This window comes from Neobacillus drentensis, from assembly GCF_036962765.1.
Lineage (GTDB): Bacteria > Bacillota > Bacilli > Bacillales > Cytobacillaceae > Neobacillus > Neobacillus drentensis_C.
The window spans coordinates 53,438-71,653 of record NZ_JBALOS010000027.1; the positions used below are offsets into that span (position 1 = coordinate 53,438).

The 18,216-nt window shown below is 38.7% G+C and carries 14 protein-coding genes and 2 pseudogenes; 10 read left to right on the forward strand and 6 right to left on the reverse strand.

Annotation, left to right across the window (positions count from 1 at the left end; translation table 11 throughout):
• Positions 1–149: 149 nt before the first annotated feature.
• The gene (gene speD, locus V7137_RS04585; RefSeq protein ID WP_335696963.1) at positions 150–959 is read left to right on the forward strand and encodes an adenosylmethionine decarboxylase; all 810 of its coding nucleotides are present in this window, start codon (positions 150–152) and stop codon (positions 957–959) included.
• A 42-nt stretch (positions 960–1,001) separates the two neighbouring features.
• On the opposite strand, the pseudogene V7137_RS04590 reads toward speD, so the two are convergent.
• A pseudogene (locus tag V7137_RS04590) lies at positions 1,002–1,753 on the reverse strand (AAA family ATPase).
• A 191-nt stretch (positions 1,754–1,944) separates the two neighbouring features.
• Here V7137_RS04590 and V7137_RS04595 point away from each other — a divergent pair.
• Together V7137_RS04595 and V7137_RS04600 are read left to right on the forward strand one after the other, a co-directional pair.
• A complete protein-coding gene (locus tag V7137_RS04595) occupies positions 1,945–2,370 on the forward strand; it encodes an SRPBCC family protein (protein ID WP_335696964.1) in 426 nt (141 codons plus the stop codon).
• Positions 2,371–2,748 (forward strand): ArsR/SmtB family transcription factor, encoded by a 378-nt coding sequence (locus V7137_RS04600; protein ID WP_335696965.1) that lies wholly within the window; start codon positions 2,371–2,373, stop codon positions 2,746–2,748. It begins immediately after the preceding gene.
• Positions 2,749–2,793: 45 nt separating this feature from the next.
• Here the strand turns inward: V7137_RS04600 and V7137_RS04605 are convergent, their stop codons facing one another.
• Positions 2,794–4,794: a YhgE/Pip domain-containing protein gene (locus tag V7137_RS04605; protein ID WP_335696966.1), complete on the reverse strand. Its 2,001-nt coding sequence runs from the start codon at positions 4,792–4,794 to the stop codon at positions 2,794–2,796.
• Positions 4,795–4,918: 124 nt separating this feature from the next.
• Between V7137_RS04605 and V7137_RS04610 the strand changes: the two genes are divergently transcribed.
• Positions 4,919–5,803, forward strand: coding sequence for a LysR family transcriptional regulator (locus tag V7137_RS04610; RefSeq protein WP_335696967.1), 885 nt, complete (start codon positions 4,919–4,921; stop codon positions 5,801–5,803).
• A gap of 128 nt (positions 5,804–5,931) precedes the next feature.
• Here V7137_RS04610 and V7137_RS04615 read toward each other — a convergent pair whose 3' ends face one another.
• The gene (locus V7137_RS04615; RefSeq protein ID WP_335696968.1) at positions 5,932–7,290 is read right to left on the reverse strand and encodes an amino acid permease; all 1,359 of its coding nucleotides are present in this window, start codon (positions 7,288–7,290) and stop codon (positions 5,932–5,934) included.
• Between the two features lie 415 nt (positions 7,291–7,705).
• Positions 7,706–7,927 carry a DeoR family transcriptional regulator gene (locus tag V7137_RS04620; protein ID WP_218349336.1) on the reverse strand — a complete coding sequence of 74 codons (222 nt, stop codon included), beginning with the start codon at positions 7,925–7,927 and terminating at the stop codon, positions 7,706–7,708.
• Positions 7,928–8,372: 445 nt separating this feature from the next.
• Between V7137_RS04620 and pepV the strand changes: the two genes are divergently transcribed.
• Positions 8,373–9,794, forward strand: a complete 1,422-nt coding sequence (pepV, locus tag V7137_RS04625; RefSeq protein WP_335696969.1) for a dipeptidase PepV — start codon at positions 8,373–8,375, stop codon at positions 9,792–9,794.
• A 24-nt stretch (positions 9,795–9,818) separates the two neighbouring features.
• Positions 9,819–10,691: a D-amino-acid transaminase gene (dat, locus tag V7137_RS04630; RefSeq protein ID WP_335696970.1), complete on the forward strand. Its 873-nt coding sequence runs from the start codon at positions 9,819–9,821 to the stop codon at positions 10,689–10,691.
• A 72-nt stretch (positions 10,692–10,763) separates the two neighbouring features.
• Here dat and V7137_RS04635 read toward each other — a convergent pair.
• Both V7137_RS04635 and cysK read right to left on the reverse strand, forming a co-directional pair.
• Positions 10,764–12,093: pseudogene (locus V7137_RS04635) on the reverse strand (IS3 family transposase).
• 335 nt (positions 12,094–12,428) lie between these two features.
• Positions 12,429–13,358, reverse strand: coding sequence for a cysteine synthase A (gene cysK, locus V7137_RS04640; RefSeq protein WP_335696971.1), 930 nt, complete (start codon positions 13,356–13,358; stop codon positions 12,429–12,431).
• A 156-nt stretch (positions 13,359–13,514) separates the two neighbouring features.
• Between cysK and thpR the strand changes: the two genes are divergently transcribed.
• The 4 genes from thpR (at position 13,515) to V7137_RS04660 (ending at position 18,216) form a co-directional block, all read left to right on the forward strand.
• A complete protein-coding gene (gene thpR / locus V7137_RS04645; RefSeq protein ID WP_335696972.1) occupies positions 13,515–14,093 on the forward strand; it encodes an RNA 2',3'-cyclic phosphodiesterase in 579 nt (192 codons plus the stop codon).
• 26 nt (positions 14,094–14,119) lie between these two features.
• Positions 14,120–15,103 (forward strand): diacylglycerol/lipid kinase family protein, encoded by a 984-nt coding sequence (locus tag V7137_RS04650; RefSeq protein WP_335696973.1) that lies wholly within the window; start codon positions 14,120–14,122, stop codon positions 15,101–15,103.
• A complete protein-coding gene (gene pulA, locus V7137_RS04655; protein ID WP_335696974.1) occupies positions 15,090–17,225 on the forward strand; it encodes a type I pullulanase in 2,136 nt (711 codons plus the stop codon). The genes V7137_RS04650 and pulA overlap by 14 nt, the downstream gene beginning before the upstream one ends.
• 217 nt (positions 17,226–17,442) lie before the next feature.
• Positions 17,443–18,216: a phosphotransferase family protein gene (locus tag V7137_RS04660; protein WP_335696975.1), complete on the forward strand. Its 774-nt coding sequence runs from the start codon at positions 17,443–17,445 to the stop codon at positions 18,214–18,216.

An 18,216-nucleotide genomic window follows, 5' to 3' on the forward strand; every position in this document is an offset into this window, starting at 1 on the left:
TAACATATATTAATTGAAAGTAAATATTAAATTATAATAATTATAAATAAGATAAAAACATTTGAAAATAATAAGTAACAAGGTTGTTGGATGGGTATCTTAATAATATTTACTTGAAAAGGAAACCTTAATTCTAAGGGGGAACTGTCATGAAACTTACACACGAGCAGGCAATTGAATTACACGGCTTTAATAACTTAACGAAATCGTTGAGCTTTAATATGTATGATATTTGTTTTACAAAAACGCGGGATGAGCGTGAAGCGTATTTAAAGTATATTGATGAACAATACAGTGCAGACAGGCTCCAAAAAATATTAAAACATGTTTCAGATATCATTGGTGCTCATGTATTAAATGTGGCCAGCCAAGACTTTGAACCAGCTGGTGCGAGCGTGACGCTTTTAGTTTCTGAAGGGCCGGTTTCCAATGCACCATCTGAATCCTTTGAAGAATCTCCAGGACCGTTGCCGGAATCAGTGGTCATGCAGTTAGATAAGAGCCATATCACGGTCCATACATACCCTGAATTTCACCCAGATGAAGGAATTAGTACATTTAGAGCAGACATCGATGTGTCTACCTGCGGGGAGATATCGCCGCTGAAGGCACTTCATTATTTGATTCGATCGTTCGAAACGGATGTAATGACCATTGATTACCGTGTACGCGGGTTTACAAGGGATAAATCGGGGCACAAACTCTTTATTGACCATGAAATCAATTCGATTCAGAATTATATCCCAGAGAATGTTGGTGAATTGTTCGATATGATTGATGTCAATGTTTATCAGGAACATATTTTTCACACGAAATGCAAGTTACGCGAATTCGATTTAAATAATTATTTATTTGGATATACAAAAGATACTTTAACCCCTGAAGAACATATTGAGATTACGGAGCGGTTAAAGATTGAGATGGATGAAATCTTTTATGGAAAAAATATTGTCCAATAAAAAGAGCACGGGTGTCACCGCGCTCTTTTTCCATCTGAAAAATTAAGTATCTAACAAATGATGAAGCATCCTATTTTTGTCATCAAAAAATTGTTTCATAATCCGATAATGATTTGTGTCTTCAAGGGTGCATTCCTTGATACCTTCTTCTGTAAATTCAAGGATCTTCGCATCTGGAATGCCATGATGATGGGCGAATGGGTAGCGATAATAAATTGAGAATGATCGTTCACTAAATCATGAATTCTTGTCAGCATCGACATCTGCCGCAGTGGGGAAAGGGCTGCTTCCGGTTCATCTAAAAGGTATATTCCATTTCCGCTAAAACGATGAAGAAATGTAGCAAAGAAGGCCTCACCATGTGACTGCTCATGGAGGGAAACTCCACCGAAGGATTCAATCACTTTACGGCCGCCGCCGCCTTTATCCAGCTCCTCAATATTGGATGCAACATTATAAAAACTTTCTGCCCGAAGGAAAAAACCATCCTTAGGCTTTTCAATTCCTTTAATTATTTTAAGGTAGTCCACAAGTGGAGAATGTGAATCATAGGTTGAAAAATTGAAATTAAAGGAACCGCCCTCAGGATTAAAACCTAGCGCAACCGCAATCGCTTCAAGCAAAGTAGACTTACCCATGCCATTTTCACCAATGAGAAAGGTAACTTTTGGATGAAAGGATAGTTCGTCAAATGTCTTTATACTGGGCAGATTAAAGGGATATTTATGAAAAGAGGGAATTTCCTCTCTCTTCAAATTAACTCTTCGTAAATATTGAGAATTTAACATGATCATGACCTCGGATTTATAAGAATTTGGTTTCCTGCTTCATCTATACAGTAGCATTATTTTACTGCCTATCCCATTCCCAAGTAAAAAAGATACACTTGACGTGCAACCAAAAGGTGTTATATAGTTTTTATATGAAACCAAGTGGTTTCGTAATTTAAGAAATAATCGCATCACTATTAGAGGAGGCAATTCATATGGGTAACGAGTCACAAGCAACATTAGAGGATATTAAGTATACAGTCGTTTATAATGCTCCGATTGCAAAAGTATGGGATGCAGTAGCGACAGCAGAGGGATTGGGTGCATGGTTCATGCCGAATGATCTTCAGCCTATCGAGGGTCATGAATTTCATTTAAATGCAGCGCAATTTGGGATGTCGCCATGTAAGGTAACACATGTTGATCCACCAAACCGTCTTACTTTTAATTGGGGGAAAGATTGGACACTAACATTTGAACTAAAAGAACTGGATGATAAAACAGAATTAACTTTAATCCATAGCGGTTGGGACGCGAACAAAGTAACTGAATTTGGTGCGCCACATACTCCAATTCGTGAAAACATGAATCAGGGCTGGGCAGGTCTTGTCAAAAAATTACAAGCATATGTTGAGGCATAAATGGCAGCTTTATCGGCAAAGCATGATGTCTTTCAAGCCATCGCTGATCCAACAAGACGAAAGTTGTTAAAACTGCTTAGCAAGGAAGAAATGCCTGTCACTGCAATAAGTGAACACTTTCCGATAAGCCGGACCGCCGTATCAAAGCATCTACGTGTCCTACGAGAGGCGGGACTGGTAAAGGAACGGAAAGCTGGCAGGGAAACTAGGTACAAGCTTGAGCCAGAACCCTTATTTGAATTAAAAGATTGGCTTCAATATTTTGAGCTATTTTGGGAAAATAAATTGTCAGCACTTAGGCTTTTTGTTGAATCTGATGATCAAGAAGTTAAACAGCTTCATCCTGAAATGGATAAGTCAGACAACAAAAAAGAATGAAAAAAGTGATACCCATTTATTTATTGGGTATCACTTTTTTAGTTTTTATAAAGAAAGCTCCTCAGATTGTTTAGAATGTTGAAGATGACTAGTCACCCATCCAATAACTCCAGCAATTACTAGGTAGATGAGTAAGATTAGTATTTGCTGTTGAAGTTGAGCCCAGTTTCCTAGAGATATAACATCTTGGAAACTTTGTAACGAATGGGACATTGGTAAAATGCTTCCGATTTTGCTAAGGACAGGATTACTCAATTCACCAGGGAAGGTTCCGCCACATGTTGCTAATTGTAAGACCAGTAAAGTGACTGCCATAAATTTACCTACTACACCAAACAAGGTCACTAACATAAGGATAAACGTCATGAAGGTAAAGGAGACAATGACACTGGATAAAATAAACAATGGAACACTAGCTACATGGATTTTGAATCCAAAAAGGACTACCAAATCGACAATTAACACTTGGATTAACGCGATCGAGTACTTTAGTCCAAGCTTATTTATATAGTGTTGCGTTCCATTGACCAATAAGTCTTGTCTGCGTCCTAGTGGAAGAATGTTAGCCGCCATAATTCCTCCTACATAAAATGCCAAAGAAAGAAAATATGGGCTAATTCCGGTGCCGTAATTCGGAACCTCGGATAAATCTGATTCTATTAATTTGACGGGTTCAGAAAACATTGAAGTTAATTGATTATTATTATGAATACTTGATGTTTGTTGCGCCGCATCATTTAATTTAGAGGCTAACTTGTCTGAACCCACTGTCAATTGACTCAAACCATCTACTAATTGATTTGTGCCATTATCTAGTTTATTACCGCCGTTTGCTAAATCGTTAATTCCAGTGTTTAAAGAGGAAAAACCATTTTTCCATTGAGAGAAACCATTGGAAAATTGAATTGTGCCCTCAGACAATTTTTTTGCCCCGTTGGCTGCTTCGTCCATTTTATTTCCGAACCTATTCATCCCATCTTGGACTTTTTCTTGACTTTGAACTAATTGATTTGCCCCCTGTGCAAGTTGGGCTTGCCCGCTGCTCAATGAATCAGCTGCCTTGGAAAGGCCAGTTGACATAGCGGCAATTTGTTGGAAGACCGGGTCATCTTGCATCTCAGGATGATGTTTAATAAATTGTTCTACAGCTTTTGTTAAATGATCGGTTTTGTCTTTCATTCCTTCTTGACCTTGGGATAACTTTTCACTACTCAAGACAAAAGATTGCATGCCTTTAGATAATTGTTCCATCCCAGATTCTAAAGTTGTGTGACCTTGTGAAAGCTGTTCGATGCCATTCGAAAGAGAGTGAGAGCCATCTTTTAAACCGTCAAGCCCTTTCGTTAATTTTTCTTGCCCGGTGGAAAGTTGCTGACTTCCATCCTCTAGCTTTTTTGCCCCATCATTTAAGCGATGGACACCATCTGAAAGTTGAATCATTCCATTCTTGGCATCCACCGTTCCTTTATTAATTTTTGAGGCTCCATCGCCGGCTTCACGTAACCCGTCTGCTAACACAATAAACTTTGAAAATACTCCATCAGCATAGGATTTGGTAATGCTGGCCGCTATTTTTGTTTTCATTTTTTCCGTCGCAGTAGTACTTATTTGTGAAGCAACGAAGTTTTTTCCCGGGTTTATTTTATAATGCAGGTTTGCCTGCACTGGATGTTCATCCATTAGTGTACTGATTTTTTGTGAAAAATCCTTTGGAATTGTCAGCACCATATAATATTTCCCATCCTTTAAACCTTGGTTTGCGGCGTTTTCAGAGAGGAAGGAGAACTTCAGATCCTTGTTTTCTTTTAAGTTTTTGACAAATTCCTGACCTGCTTCAATCGACTTGTTATCCATCATCGCACCTTGATCTAGATTAACGACAGCGACTGGAAGTTGATCTAAACGCCCATAAGGATTCCAATAACCTGCGAGAAAGAGACCAGAATATATTAATGGAACAATTAATAGAAACACTAAAGCAATCCTTCCATGCTTATGGTTCCACATCATCTTTAAATCTCTAAATACTAAGTGAATTCCTTTCATAAACTACCCCTTAACCTTTAATTTTTTTACATAACCACTATGATAAATACTTTTTGCCATATTGTATAATATATAATTAGTTATCAATTAGTAGCTTTCAAGCTATTGAAAAAGGGGGGGTATAATGGAGTTTTTACAATTACAGTATTTTCAGACCGTAGCCAGACTGGAGCATATGACCAAAGCTGCTGAAGAACTTCAAATTGCTCAGCCTTCTTTAAGTAAAACGATAGCCCGATTAGAGGAAGACCTGGGTGTTCCATTATTTGATCGGAAAAATCGGCAGCTCAGGCTAAACGACTATGGAAAACTATTTTTAGAACGAGTAAATAGAATGTTTTTAGAATTAAATGAGGGGAAAAGAGAGATCGCGGAAAGAGCCCATCAGGGGCAAACACAAATTACCTTAGCTGTAAGCATTCCAAGAGTACTTCCTGATTTATTGAGTTCTTTTTTAAAGGAATTTCCCAATGTTACATTTCAACAAGTTTTGGAGTCAACATCCTCTATGAAAAGTCAGCTTGAAAAGGCTGAGATTGATTTTTGTATTTCATCGGTGCCGATTGAGGGGGAGGAAATTGTTTGGGAACCTCTAATGACAGAAGAGATTTACTTAATTGTTCCTCCGGAACACCAGCTAGCGGGGAAAGAGAAAATATTTCTCCATGAAGTTAAGGATGAACCATTTATCAGTATGAATACTGGTTTCGGGTTTAGAAACGTAACAGATGAATTTTGTCGTGAGGCAGGATTTGTTCCAAACATTGCTTTTGAAGGGGATGAGCCTGGGGTGATTGGGGAATTGGTAAGACAAGGATTAGGTATTGCTTTCATTCCGGAAATTTCGTTACTCCATAAGACGAATCCCTATCCAAACAAACTGAGTATTATTGAACCAAAATGCCAAAGGACCATCGGGCTGGGCTGGTCAAAGAGGCGTTATTTATCTAAGGCAGGACAACAATTTCGTCAGTATGTGATCGAATATTTTTCTAGGCTTTCTCTTTGAAAAAAGCAAAAAAGGCCAACTTGTTGTTGATGGCCTTTTTTGTATTTATCTCTGTTAAAGCTCATTGTTGTTTTGGCACCCTGTTGATTGGAGCGGAAATCAACAGGCAAGTGCAACAAAGCCTTGTTTTATGAAACAGTAATTTCTTTAAAATCATTTTTTTTTACAACAAATGAGAGGATGATTAGCATGCCAAACGTGGCCAAGCTGACTGATGTACCAATAAGATTATTTGGATTAAACACAAATCCAATAAAGATAACACTTATAGATACAATCGCGAAGATGGTTGTGAATGGATACCATTTCACTTGAAAAGCCGGTTGACTTTTGTAGAGCGGTCTTAGTTTTAATTGTGCAGCGCAAATACTGATCCAGATTAACATAACGGTAAATCCCGGAATCGTCATAAGATAACCGATTACCTGACTAGGTGTTAAATAAGCTAAATAAACACCTACTAGTATACATACACTTGTAAGTATGATTCCTGTTAATGGAATTCCCTTTGTAGAGAGTTTTGCTAGAACCTTCGGGGCAACACCACTTTGTGCCATCGAAAAAAGCGTTCTCGATGTCGCATAGATTCCTGAATTTGCAGCCGAAAGGACGGCAGTTAATAGAACAAAGTTCATAATATGTGCTGCTCCCGGTAAGCCAGTTGCACTGAACACCTGAACGAAGGGGCTGTCTGCACCCGTAACTTTGTCCCAAGGCATAAGTCCACAAATAATAAGAATAGGTAAAATATAAAAAATGATAACACGCCATATCGCACCTTTAATTATTTTTGGCAGCACTCGCTCGGCATCTTTTGTTTCAGTTATAGCTATCCCGATTAATTCCGAGCCGCCATAAGAAAACATCACCACTAAAAAGGCGCTGAACGTTCCACCCAATCCATGCGGGAAAAACCCACCGTGTTCTGTATAGTTGGCGAGCGGATCCTGAATCGAGCTGGGAATAAGTCCAAATAGGAGTGAAAAACCTAAAATGATAAACGCGACAAGGGCGATAATTTTAACTCCTGCAAACCAAAATTCAAGTTCCCCATAATATTTCACTTGGGTTAAATTAATTCCTACAATGACAACGGCGCAAAGGAAACTTAGCAGCCATAATGGTATCGTTGGAAACCAAAATTGCAAAAAACTTCCAGCTGCCAATAGTTCAACGACGGTTACAATAATCCAATTGATCCAGTAAAGCCATCCTACGATATAAGAAACTTGGAATCCAAATGCTTTGTATACTAAATGCTGTACATTTAAGTTTGGAAAGGCAAGCGCCATTTCTCCTAAGGCAGTCATAATGATAAAAAGTAATAAACCACCAATTAAATAGGCAACAACTACACTAGGTCCTGCAATCGATAATGTATCGGAACTGCCTTTAAAAATCCCTGTACCAATCATACCAGCTAAGGCTATAAACTGGACGTGCCTTGGCAATAGCCCCTTTTGTAAATTCTGTTGATTATTTTTCATGTCCTCTACCCACTTCTCTTTTTTGCTTAGACGCTTTTAAGCGCTAAAGTAATTGTTATATTAATATACCATACTATCGAAATCTGTCAATCACGTTCTCATGCTTAGTCAATTTTGGTAAAGGTTAAAATATTAGCTGTAAGAATTTTTTTTGGTTGAAGGAAACTTTGTTTGAAGTGGCGAATATAATAAAAGAAAGTAGGAGGATGATGCATATGTTCATAACCCCTCGATTACAGCGGAGGATTTTCATGTATTCATATGTTTTTAGGAAACTCGGTATTTTAAGTGAACAAGAATATAAACAAATCACTAATCAAGTACATGATCAGCCTTGAAAGTTAGTCAAATAAAAAGCACGCGAGCGTGAGCTCGTGTGCTTTTTTTATTAAATCATATGTGATTACTTTTTTTGTTATGAAGTCATTTTTACTCTCTTTTGCGTAGTCGTCCATTTTCCGCGGCTTGGGCTTATTACCAAGTCATTGTAGGCTAAGACATTTAAATCTCGTTGTATGGTGCGAGGAGTGATACCAAATTCCTCTACAAGTTCCTGCGTTGTGACAGTTCCATTATTGCGAATAAACATGTAGATACATTTGATGCGGTTTAACATCCGGTTAGTCGAAGGTTTCAAAGAACCACTCCCTATCCTTTTTTCAAACCTATGGCTAAATCCCTCTACCGACAGCCTGTATGAAGATTACTCTTCAAGAATATGTAGTTTTCTTTTCCGCGCAGACAACTCCTTTTTATGGATGTTTACTGTGGATACGTAGATGACTTCCATCTACCCTTATTGTAACCACAAATTTTAAAAATTTCCACCAATATACTTTATTTTACAAAATAATCATCAAAATTTAACACAAATTGTTCGGATATTCGCCCTCCCTTACAATACTCTTACTATAGCTTATGGGCGATAATGTATGGATTATGACAAATTATTTGAATTTTTAGTTAAATTGGTTTGTATCATTTTGCATGATAAAAAAGTTGAAGCAAAATTGATAACAGAATTGGAATAATGATATTGTTACTATAGAAGTGATTTCATCAATTATAGGGGGGGGACAGAATTGACAAAGATTGATTGGATGAGTGAAGTTGAAAAAAGAAAAGAGTCTTTGATTAAGGACACACAGGATCTATTACATATAAGAAGTCTTTTAGATGAAGAGAATCCATCTGCTGATGCACCGCTTGGAAAAGGGGTGAAAGAGGCGCTTGATTTCATGCTAAACCTTGGGGAAAAGGATGGTTTTATCCCGAAAAATGTGGGGAACCTGGCAGGACATCTGGAATTTGGCGAGGGAAAAGAATTGCTTGGCATCCTTTGTCATGTGGATGTGGTTCCAGAAGGTGATGGGTGGACCAGTGACCCTTTTGGTGCGGAAATTCGCGAAGGGAAGATTTTTGCCCGTGGTGCATTAGATGACAAGGGACCGACAATGGCCGCCTATTATGCAATGAAAATCGTTAAAGAACTCGGTTTGCCACTTAAAAAGCGTGTCCGAATGATTATCGGTACGGATGAAGAAAGTAATTGGCGCTGCGTCGAACATTATTTTAAACATGAAGAAATGCCGTCTTTAGGATTTGCCCCTGATGCAGATTTCCCGATTATTAATGCAGAAAAAGGGATTGCTGATTTTGATATGGTTCAAAAAAAATTCCTTCATGGAGAAAACGAGGCAACTGCCAAAGTTCTACGTTTTAGCTCAGGCAAAAGGTACAACATGGTACCTGATTTTGCAGCAGCTACCCTTCTCATTAAGGAAAACCCGGAAGAAATGGTCCAGCAATTTTCGAATTTTATGAAGGAATATCAACTGGAGCATGATCACAAAATCGAAAATGGAGAATTCATTTTAGAAGTAAAGGGTGTCTCGGCTCATGGGATGGAACCGAAAAACGGTATAAATGCAGGGGTATTTTTAGCAGAGTTTCTTTCTAAACAGGACTTGGATGCCAATGCTGCCCACTATTTCCATTTCGTATCCCGCTATTTTTTTAATGATTCAAGAGGGGTAAACCTAGGCATCGCCTATTCAGATGATATTTCCGGCGACTTAACGATCAACCCTGGTAAACTTTTTTACTCCGATGAATCGGGTGGAAGTATTGGCATGACTTGCAGGTACCCAGTTACAAATAAAATGGAATCCACCAAAGAAAAACTGGATGATCTTTTGCGTAATGAGGGATTTATGATAGAGAATTTTTCTGACTCAAAACCACATCATGTCGATGAAAAGGAGTTCCTAATTCAAACACTGAAAAAAGTTTATGAAGAACAAACAGGAGACGAAGCGGAGTTAATCGCGATCGGAGGAGGAACATACGCCCGTTCCCTAAAAGCTGGGGTCGCATTTGGACCATTATTTCCAGGCAGACCAGATATCGCCCACCAAAAGGATGAATATATGTATATTGATGATTTACTGAAAGCAACCGCTATTTACGCTCAAGCAATTTATGAACTGGCGATGAATGAATAATATAGATATAAGGGGAGATGGAGAATGAAATATGCAATCTTGGATGGGAAAATGATTGAACGTTCAGAGGCAAAGGTTGATGTGGAAGACCGTGGCTATCAATTTGGGGACGGGGTCTACGAGGTCATCCGTGTCTATAACGGAAAAATGTTCACAGTAACGGAACATCTTAATCGTTTTGTGAAAAGTTTAGAGAGTATTGGCATCACACTCACATTTACGATGGAGCAGTTTACGAAATTACTTGAAGAGCTTGTTGAGAAAAATAATCTTCAGTTAGGGACGATTTATATGCAAATTACCAGAGGGGTCGCACCTCGTAATCATGCTTTTCCAACGGAAGATGTAAGGCCGAGTTTAGTAGCCTATACGAAAGAAGCAGTTAGACCATTAGAGAGTCTAAAAACGGGTGTAACAACAATCGTTACAGAAGATATTCGCTGGCTGCGCTGTGATATAAAAAGTTTGAATTTGCTAGGAAATTTATTAGCAAAACAAAAAGCGGCTGAAGTTGGCTCCTATGAAGCCATTCAACATCGCAGCCTGGATGTGACGGAAGGAAGTTCATCGAATATCTTTATTGTTAAAAATGGTAAGGTTATTACACATCAATCGGACAACTTGATATTAAAGGGAATTACAAAAGATGTTATCCTGCAGATTTGTGCAAGGAATAACATTGTTGTTGAGGAACGAACATTCACCCTCAATGAACTTTTTGATGCAGATGAAGTGTTCCTATCAAGCACTACATCAGAGGTGATGCCAATTATTGAGGTGGATGGGAAGAGTGTGGGGGATGGTTTTCCTGGTCCTATTACAAAAAGTCTGCAGGAATTATTTGAGCAAGAAATTGAAAAACAATGTGGAGCACTTAAAGATAAAATCCTAAATTAGAAAAAAAGACGTGAACACAGAAGTTGAACTGTGACCCATAAAATGGACAGTCTAAAAAAAAGACCATGACGTTTATGCTGCTAATAAATGACTTCGGTATTGTGCCGGAGTCATTTTATTTAGGCTCCACTGATAACGGCTATTGTTATATTCCTCAATATAGTTACCTACCAACTCTTGTAATTCTTCAAAGCTTTCGCATGAAGAATAGTCAACTTCATCCTTAAAATGCCCAAAGAATGATTCCATTGGGGCATTATCCCAACAATTTCCCTTACGGGACATCGACTGAATAAGTTCCATCTTTTTCACTCTTTTTTGAAACTCTGGGTGCGTGTAATGGAACCCCTGGTCTGAGTGTATCAATGCTTCTGGATGGACGTGACCATTAAGTGCGACAGAGAGCTTATCCAATGTTGTATACACCAGATCCATTTTTAAGGTTTTGGACAAATGGTAAGCCACAATTTCCCTAGTAGAAGTATCTTTTACACATGACAAATAGGCAGGTTGTGAAGATCCGTAAAACACATACGTAATATCAGTTAATAGTACTTTCCCAGGTTCTTCTTGGTTAAATTCCCTATTTAATAGGTTAGGCAGGGTTTTATGTTCTTGAGTAGCTTTGGCCATTTGTTTATAAGGATTCATCTGGCGGAGTTTCGCTACTAAATTATACTTTCTCATAATGCGACGAATCTTTTTATGGTTCATCTCTACAAAATAATCATTCTCTAAAATCATCTTAATTGTTAAAGCCCCAGCGAAACCCTTTTTCTTAACAAATATTTCCTTAATTAACTCATAATCCTTCCAATCATTTTCTTCTCGCTCAGACCGCTTGCTTTCAGCCTTTAACCAAGCATAATATCCACTTCGACCAACTTCTGCTTTCTCGCAGAGGAATTTCACCATATGGCTAAGACTAAACTTACGAATAGTTTGTTCGATAAGCATATACTTTTCTGAGGTCGTTACTTTTTCTTCTTCTTCGCCTGCCTTTCGAGTTCGTCTAGCTTTTTTAAGAATTCAAGCTCTGCTTCTAAGTATTTAATACGTGCTTCAGCTTTTTTAGGCTATCCTCCACCGAAAGGGGCATGGAAGACGGTCTCCCTGTACTTCCTTTTCCTCGTCGTTCTGTGAAGAAACCATCCTCACCAAACTGCTCATAAGTTTTCCTCCAGCGATCTAAACATTTCCTTGGTTTATCTGCCCCGATTATTTCTAAGTCAAATCCCTTTTCAATAAAGATTTGAGCAGGACCTTTACCATTTGAATTCTCCTTAACCGCTTCCACCTTAAACTCCGGTTTATAGGAAATAGATCGATCAGATACATGTTGTACATTAGGGTTCTGTTCAAGTAATTTCATTTGAATTTCATTGAAAATAATTTTACTCATTTTTTGTCCTCCGCTCATATCATTGAAATGATTATAAACGGGTTTTTGTGAAATGGACACAGAAAAACCCGAATAACGGACTTTTTTAATAGTGTCCATTATTCGGGTTATAGTTCAAGTGTCCACGTCTTTTTTATTAGGTTGTATTAAAAGTTATTATAGATAATTTAGCCATGTTGATTGGAGCGGAAGGCGCGAGACGCGAGACTCCTGCGGGAGTACGGGGCTGGGGAGACCCCACAGGAGCGATGCGACGAGGAGGCTCCCCGCAACACCCACGGAAAACGAAGTGCCTGAAGAGGAAATCAAGATCCATGTATAACACAGCCATATTTTTAAAACTGGAACAAATCACTCGATAAATACCGTTCCCCCGTATCGCAAGCAATACAAACAACGACATCATTAGGAGTTAACCGTTTCGCTACTTCTAATGCAGCAAAGCAAGCCCCTCCCGAGGACGGTCCGACTAGAATTCCTTCTTCAGTTGCTAATCGACGCGCTATATCATAGGCATCTTCATCATTGATTTGATGGATTTCATCATAGACATTCTGGTTCAGAATAGCTGGAATAAATCCTGGGCTGGTCCCAACAAGTTTGTGCTTACCCGGTTTCCCGCCTGATAGAACAGGTGAGCCTTTTGGTTCAACAACGTGAATTGTTATATTTTCATAATGGGCTTTTAACGTTTCTCCTGTACCCGTAATGGTCCCACCTGTACCAGCTGTGGCAACAAATGCTGTGAGCGGTTTCCCAATTTCCTTCATCGCCTCGATGATTTCTACAGCGGTAGTCAATCGGTGGGCATCGGAGTTCGCATGATTTTCAAATTGCATCGGGACGAAACTATTTGGAATGCCATTTGCTAATTCAAGTGCTTTTTTTATGGCACCTGGCATTTTTTCATCCCCAGGTGTAAGGACAACTTCCGAACCATAAGCTCTTAAGATACTGATTCGTTCTTGTGTCATCGTATCTGGCATCACGATAATTGATTTATAGCCGCGTGCTGCGGCATTCATGGCGAGGCCGATTCCTGTATTTCCACTTGTCGGCTCAATTATTGTTGAACCAGGTACTAATTTTCCTGCCTTTTCTGCTTCAAGGATCATATTAAAAGCAGCTCGGTCTTTCACGCTTTTGCTTGGATTAAAGTACTCAAGCTTTAAATAGACCGATGCCCCATTTTTAGGTGCTAAGCGATTTAATTTAACGAATGGTGTATCTCCGATTAATTCTGCAATATTGTTGACTACTTTCATGGGGACCGTCCTTTCCATTTTTACTGATTACTAAGTTTCTTATCTAATATTAAATAAATTTTAACTCTTTGTAAAAAAATCGGCTAATAGTCTGTCTGCTACTAGATACAATTAGGACAAAATAGACTAGAATTATCTAGAGAAGGGAACATAACAATGGAACATCAATCCCATTTTTTCTTTGCGGTCAGAATACCAGATGAAACAAAATTAGTCATGAAAGAGCATATGGAAAAAATAAAGGAAAGGACCCTTTTTAGCCGTTGGGTTCATGATCAGGATCTCCACATTACCTTAGCGTTTTTGGGCAGTTCCCCGCCCGACAAACTTGCAGAAGCCGATAAAAACGTCAAAACGGTTCTTAGAAATGAGACGGCATTAACACTGAAAATAAACAAACTTGGATTTTTCGGCAGTGTTACTTCTCCCCGTGTTTTTTGGGCGGATACTGAGGAAAGCAATCATTTATATACCATCAGAAAAAAGGTGTTTTCAGCTTGCGAGAAGGCAGGGTTTCAACTGGAAACAAGACCCTTTCGTCCCCATATCACACTTGCTAGAAAGTGGATAGGGGAACAACCTTTCCAAAACGAAATGCTAGCTCTTTGGGAAGAAATTCAGCCAGCTCCCCTTTCATTTACAGCCGGTGATGTTGTGCTATACCAAACACACCTAAACAAAACACCAAAGTATGAAGCGATAAAAATATATCCTTTAACAAGCACCAAAACATAAAATGAAATAAAGGTAAGGTTGGTTTTATGAAACAAATTTACTTTATTATTAATCCTAAAGCAGGCAACGGTCATTGCTTTAAGATATGGAAGAGAGTGGAACATCAACTAAGAGGGAACCAGGTTTCGTACCTAGCATTCTTTACCGAATACCCCGGACATGCAAAGGAACTCGCAAGCAAAATTGCATTAAAGAATCCAGAGCAAAAGATCATTATTGCTGTTGGTGGAGATGGAACCATGCATGAGGTGATGAATGGAGTAGTAGATGATTGTCATCTTACACTTGGATTTATCCCTGGGGGATCTGGAAATGATTTTTCAAGAGGTTTTCAAATTCCTGTCGATCCTCTCGAAGCAATAGCAGTCATTCTTCGTCTGGGGAAACAAAAGGGTTTGCCCATCGATGTTGGGAAAATTACATTGGCTGATTCCAAAGAGCACTACTTTATAAACAACATGGGTGCAGGGTTTGATGCGATGATTTCTTATGAAGTTAATCAATCGTGGATGAAGGCATTATTAAATAAACTTGGGATGGGCAGGATGGTTTATGTTTATTTTTTGTTAAAAAAATTATTTACTTATAAAACCTCAACAATTGATTTATCAATTGACGGGAAAAAGCATATATTTGAACAAACATGGTTTGTAACGGTTTCCAATCAACCGTATTATGGCGGTGGTATGAAAATTGCCCCGTTGGCTGAGCCGGATGATGGTCTTTTTGATATAACGGTGGTCCATCAATTATCAAGATGGAAACTGCTGCTTGTTTTTATTAGTGTATTTTGGGGGAAGCATATCCATTTTAAAGAAGTGAAAACATATAAGGGCAGGAATGTTTCCATCCATTCACCTACCAAACTTTTTGTTCATGCTGATGGAGAGCATATCGGATTTACACCATTAAATATAGACCTTCAAGCAAGCGCTCTGGAGGTGTTAACGAGAAGAAAACATACGGAAGAAGTGGAGATGAAAGAGAGGGACTCGAATGATTGCTACTGACCGAAATTTCTTTGCCTATCTAGATGAGATGAAGATCATTACGATTCTTCTTCCTCTTTCTTATCATCACGGATTATCATCCTCCTTTTCGATGACGAATGATTTTCAAGAACATCCTTTGAAAATCATTGAGAAGAGACAAATCGATAATAAAATGAAATATATTTGTGAATTATCAAAGGATTATTCTTTTGAAAAACAATATATGATTATTGATGAACATGGCGGGAAAACAGACCTCCAAATTGGTGCCGTGATTCGAACGGACGCCTTTGATGAGAAATTCTATTATGACGGTAATGACCTCGGAGTTACTTTTCAAGCAGATTTGACCTGGTTTAAGCTTTGGGCACCCACGGCGACTCAGGTTAAATTGAAGTTACGTCCATCTAATAGCAGTTTTTCAGAAATTGTAAAAATGAAGCGAGAAGATTGCGGCGTATGGTCCGTTGCTTTAAACCGGGATTTGGAGCTCTATCAATATAGTTTTCTTATCCTAGTGAATCAAGAATGGCGTGAGGCAGTGGATCCTTATGCAAAAGCCGTGACCGTCAATGGTGAACTTGGAGTCATTGTGAGACTTGAAAAAACACAAAGGCCACGCCCCAACTTACCTGCTATTGAAAATGCAGTGGATGCAATCATATATGAATCACATATTAGGGATTTTACGATTCATCCAAACAGTGGTGTAATGAATAAGGGACTGTATCTGGGTGCAGGCGAGCATCATTCAAAAGGGATGGATGGAGAACCCACAGGATTAGCTTATTTAAAAGACCTGGGTGTTACACATATCGAATTCTTACCCTTCCATGATTTTGCAGGTATAGATGAATTACAAAGGAATCATGACTATAATTGGGGATATAATCCTCTCCATTTTAATGCTCCTGAAGGCAGCTATTCAACGAATCCTGCAGATCCATATTCAAGAATCCACGAGCTTAAGAAGCTAATTGATCAAGTTCATAGTCTTGGCCTCCGAGTAATTATGGATGTGGTATATAATCATGTCTATGTTCGTGAGACTTCGTCATTTGAGAAGGTGGTTCCGGGGTATTATTTTCGTCATAACGAGATTGGACTCCCTTCGAATGGGACTGGTGTAGGAAATGATATTGCCTCGGAACGCAAGATGGTCAGAAAATTTATCGTCGATTCGATTCAATATTGGCTGGAGGAATATCATATTGATGGATTTCGCTTTGATTTAATGGGAATCTTGGATGTAGAAACCATGGAAGAAGTAAGGAAAGTTTGCGACAGACAATCAAAGCAAACGATTATTATCGGTGAAGGATGGAGTCTTAACACACCGCTCCCTGTAGAAAAGAAAGCAACAATCGCAAATCAGGCAAAAATGCCGCAAATAGCTCAATTCAATGATAAATTTCGTGATTCTATAAAAGGTAATACCTTTAACTTGTTTGATAAAGGTTTTGCCTTAGGAAATGAACATTACAAGGAGGCAGCAAATGAGGTTATAACGGGCAGTATCGGCTTTACGAAACAGGGGTCGGGTGCATTTAATGAACCTTTTCAGTCGGTGAATTATGTAGAATGTCATGATAATCATACAATGTGGGATAAACTTCTGGCATGTCTCCCGGATAATGATGATTCTTTACGAATGAAATATCATCGTCTTGCCACAGGGATTGTTTTGCTTTCCCAAGGAATCCCCTTTCTTCACAGTGGGCAAGAGTTTTTTCGGACAAAAAAAGGTGATGGAAATAGTTACCGTTCTTCTGATGAAATAAATCAACTTGACTGGGAAAGAAAGAGTATATATAAAGATAACGTAAAATATATTAAAGGACTAATACAAGTTCGTAAGGAATTTTCTTGTTTCCGAATGAGAACTTCTGCTGAGATATGTGCACATACACGCCAATTACCATTAGCGTCACCACTATTGGGATATTGGTTTAAAAGGGATGATAATGAAATAATCTTCCTCATCAATCCCACCTTAAAAAAGCAAGCGATAACGGTACCAGAAGGGGATTGGGCTGTCTTAGTAGATCATGATTATGCGGGAATAACAGGCAAGCGAGTCTTGCAGGGGAATGAAATATGTATCCAACCTGTTTCCATTAATGTTTTGCTAAAAAAATAGTTTCTGCAGATGTACTTGACGAAAAAAGGTAATCCGAGATAAAATTTAATAAGATGGCTATTGTGTGCAATGGTTTCAATAGCTTTTTTTTTATTTCTAAAAAATAAAAGCTGTTGATGAAACTGTGGTAATATAAGACCTTCCGGCAGCGCAGGTTATACCTCTTATATAAGGGGAATAAGCCCATTAGAACGGCATAAATTGAAGGTGAGCAATTTTGGATCATATACTAGGACAAGAGTGGGAAATTACCCCTGCTGGAGGCAAAACAGGTGAAGCCTTTTATGCAAAATATAAAGACCAAAGGCTTTTTTTGAAGCGGAATTCGTCTCCGTTCCTTGCTGTCCTATCAGCAGAAGGCATTGTCCCAAAACTTGTTTGGACAAAGAGGTTGGAAAGTGGAGACGTGATCACTGCACAGCAGTGGCTTCCCGGTAGAGAACTAAAGCCGTCAGAAATGAATCAAGAACTCGTGGCAAGACTGTTAAAGAAGATTCATTGCTCAGAGCCCATGCTGGGTATGTTAAGCCGGATCGAAAACTCTCCATTACATCCCGAACCCATATTGGAATCGGTGGTAAACGAGTTAGATGAGCAGGTACTTTCATTGCCTGAAACGCAAAGAGCCTTGAGCTTTTTAAAAAAGGAAGCATTAAACGTCTATTGCGATGAAAAAGTCGTTTGTCATGGTGATGTAAACCATAACAACTGGCTGCTTGCAGAAGACAACCAGTTGTACTTGATTGACTGGGACGGGGCAATGATTGCAGACCCCGCTATAGACCTAGGATTGCTCCTTTATTGGTACATTCCACAAGAGAATTGGCAGGATTGGTTAAGCATGTACGGCGAAGAGCTAACCGATGACCTAAAGTTGCGAATGAAATGGTATGTAACCATTCAGACGCTTTCTTCAATTCAATGGTATAAAAATAAAAATCGCTTGGAAGAAATGAACAAATGGATAAAATTTCTAGATGAAATTCTCTAA

What these genes read in the sequence shown, in the direction of transcription:
- thpR (WP_335696972.1), top strand. Translation starts at nt 13,515, where the DNA reads ATGGAACATCAATCCCATTTTTTCTTTGCGGTCAGAATACCAGATGAA.
- V7137_RS04600 (WP_335696965.1), top strand. Translation starts at nt 2,371, where the DNA reads ATGGCAGCTTTATCGGCAAAGCATGATGTCTTTCAAGCCATCGCTGAT.
- pulA (WP_335696974.1), top strand. Translation starts at nt 15,090, where the DNA reads ATGATTGCTACTGACCGAAATTTCTTTGCCTATCTAGATGAGATGAAG.
- V7137_RS04595 (WP_335696964.1), top strand. Translation starts at nt 1,945, where the DNA reads ATGGGTAACGAGTCACAAGCAACATTAGAGGATATTAAGTATACAGTC.
- V7137_RS04610 (WP_335696967.1), top strand. Translation starts at nt 4,919, where the DNA reads ATGGAGTTTTTACAATTACAGTATTTTCAGACCGTAGCCAGACTGGAG.
- V7137_RS04650 (WP_335696973.1), top strand. Translation starts at nt 14,120, where the DNA reads ATGAAACAAATTTACTTTATTATTAATCCTAAAGCAGGCAACGGTCAT.
- cysK (WP_335696971.1), bottom strand. Translation starts at nt 13,358, where the DNA reads ATGAAAGTAGTCAACAATATTGCAGAATTAATCGGAGATACACCATTC.
- V7137_RS04605 (WP_335696966.1), bottom strand. Translation starts at nt 4,794, where the DNA reads ATGAAAGGAATTCACTTAGTATTTAGAGATTTAAAGATGATGTGGAAC.
- V7137_RS04615 (WP_335696968.1), bottom strand. Translation starts at nt 7,290, where the DNA reads ATGAAAAATAATCAACAGAATTTACAAAAGGGGCTATTGCCAAGGCAC.
- dat (WP_335696970.1), top strand. Translation starts at nt 9,819, where the DNA reads ATGAAATATGCAATCTTGGATGGGAAAATGATTGAACGTTCAGAGGCA.
- speD (WP_335696963.1), top strand. Translation starts at nt 150, where the DNA reads ATGAAACTTACACACGAGCAGGCAATTGAATTACACGGCTTTAATAAC.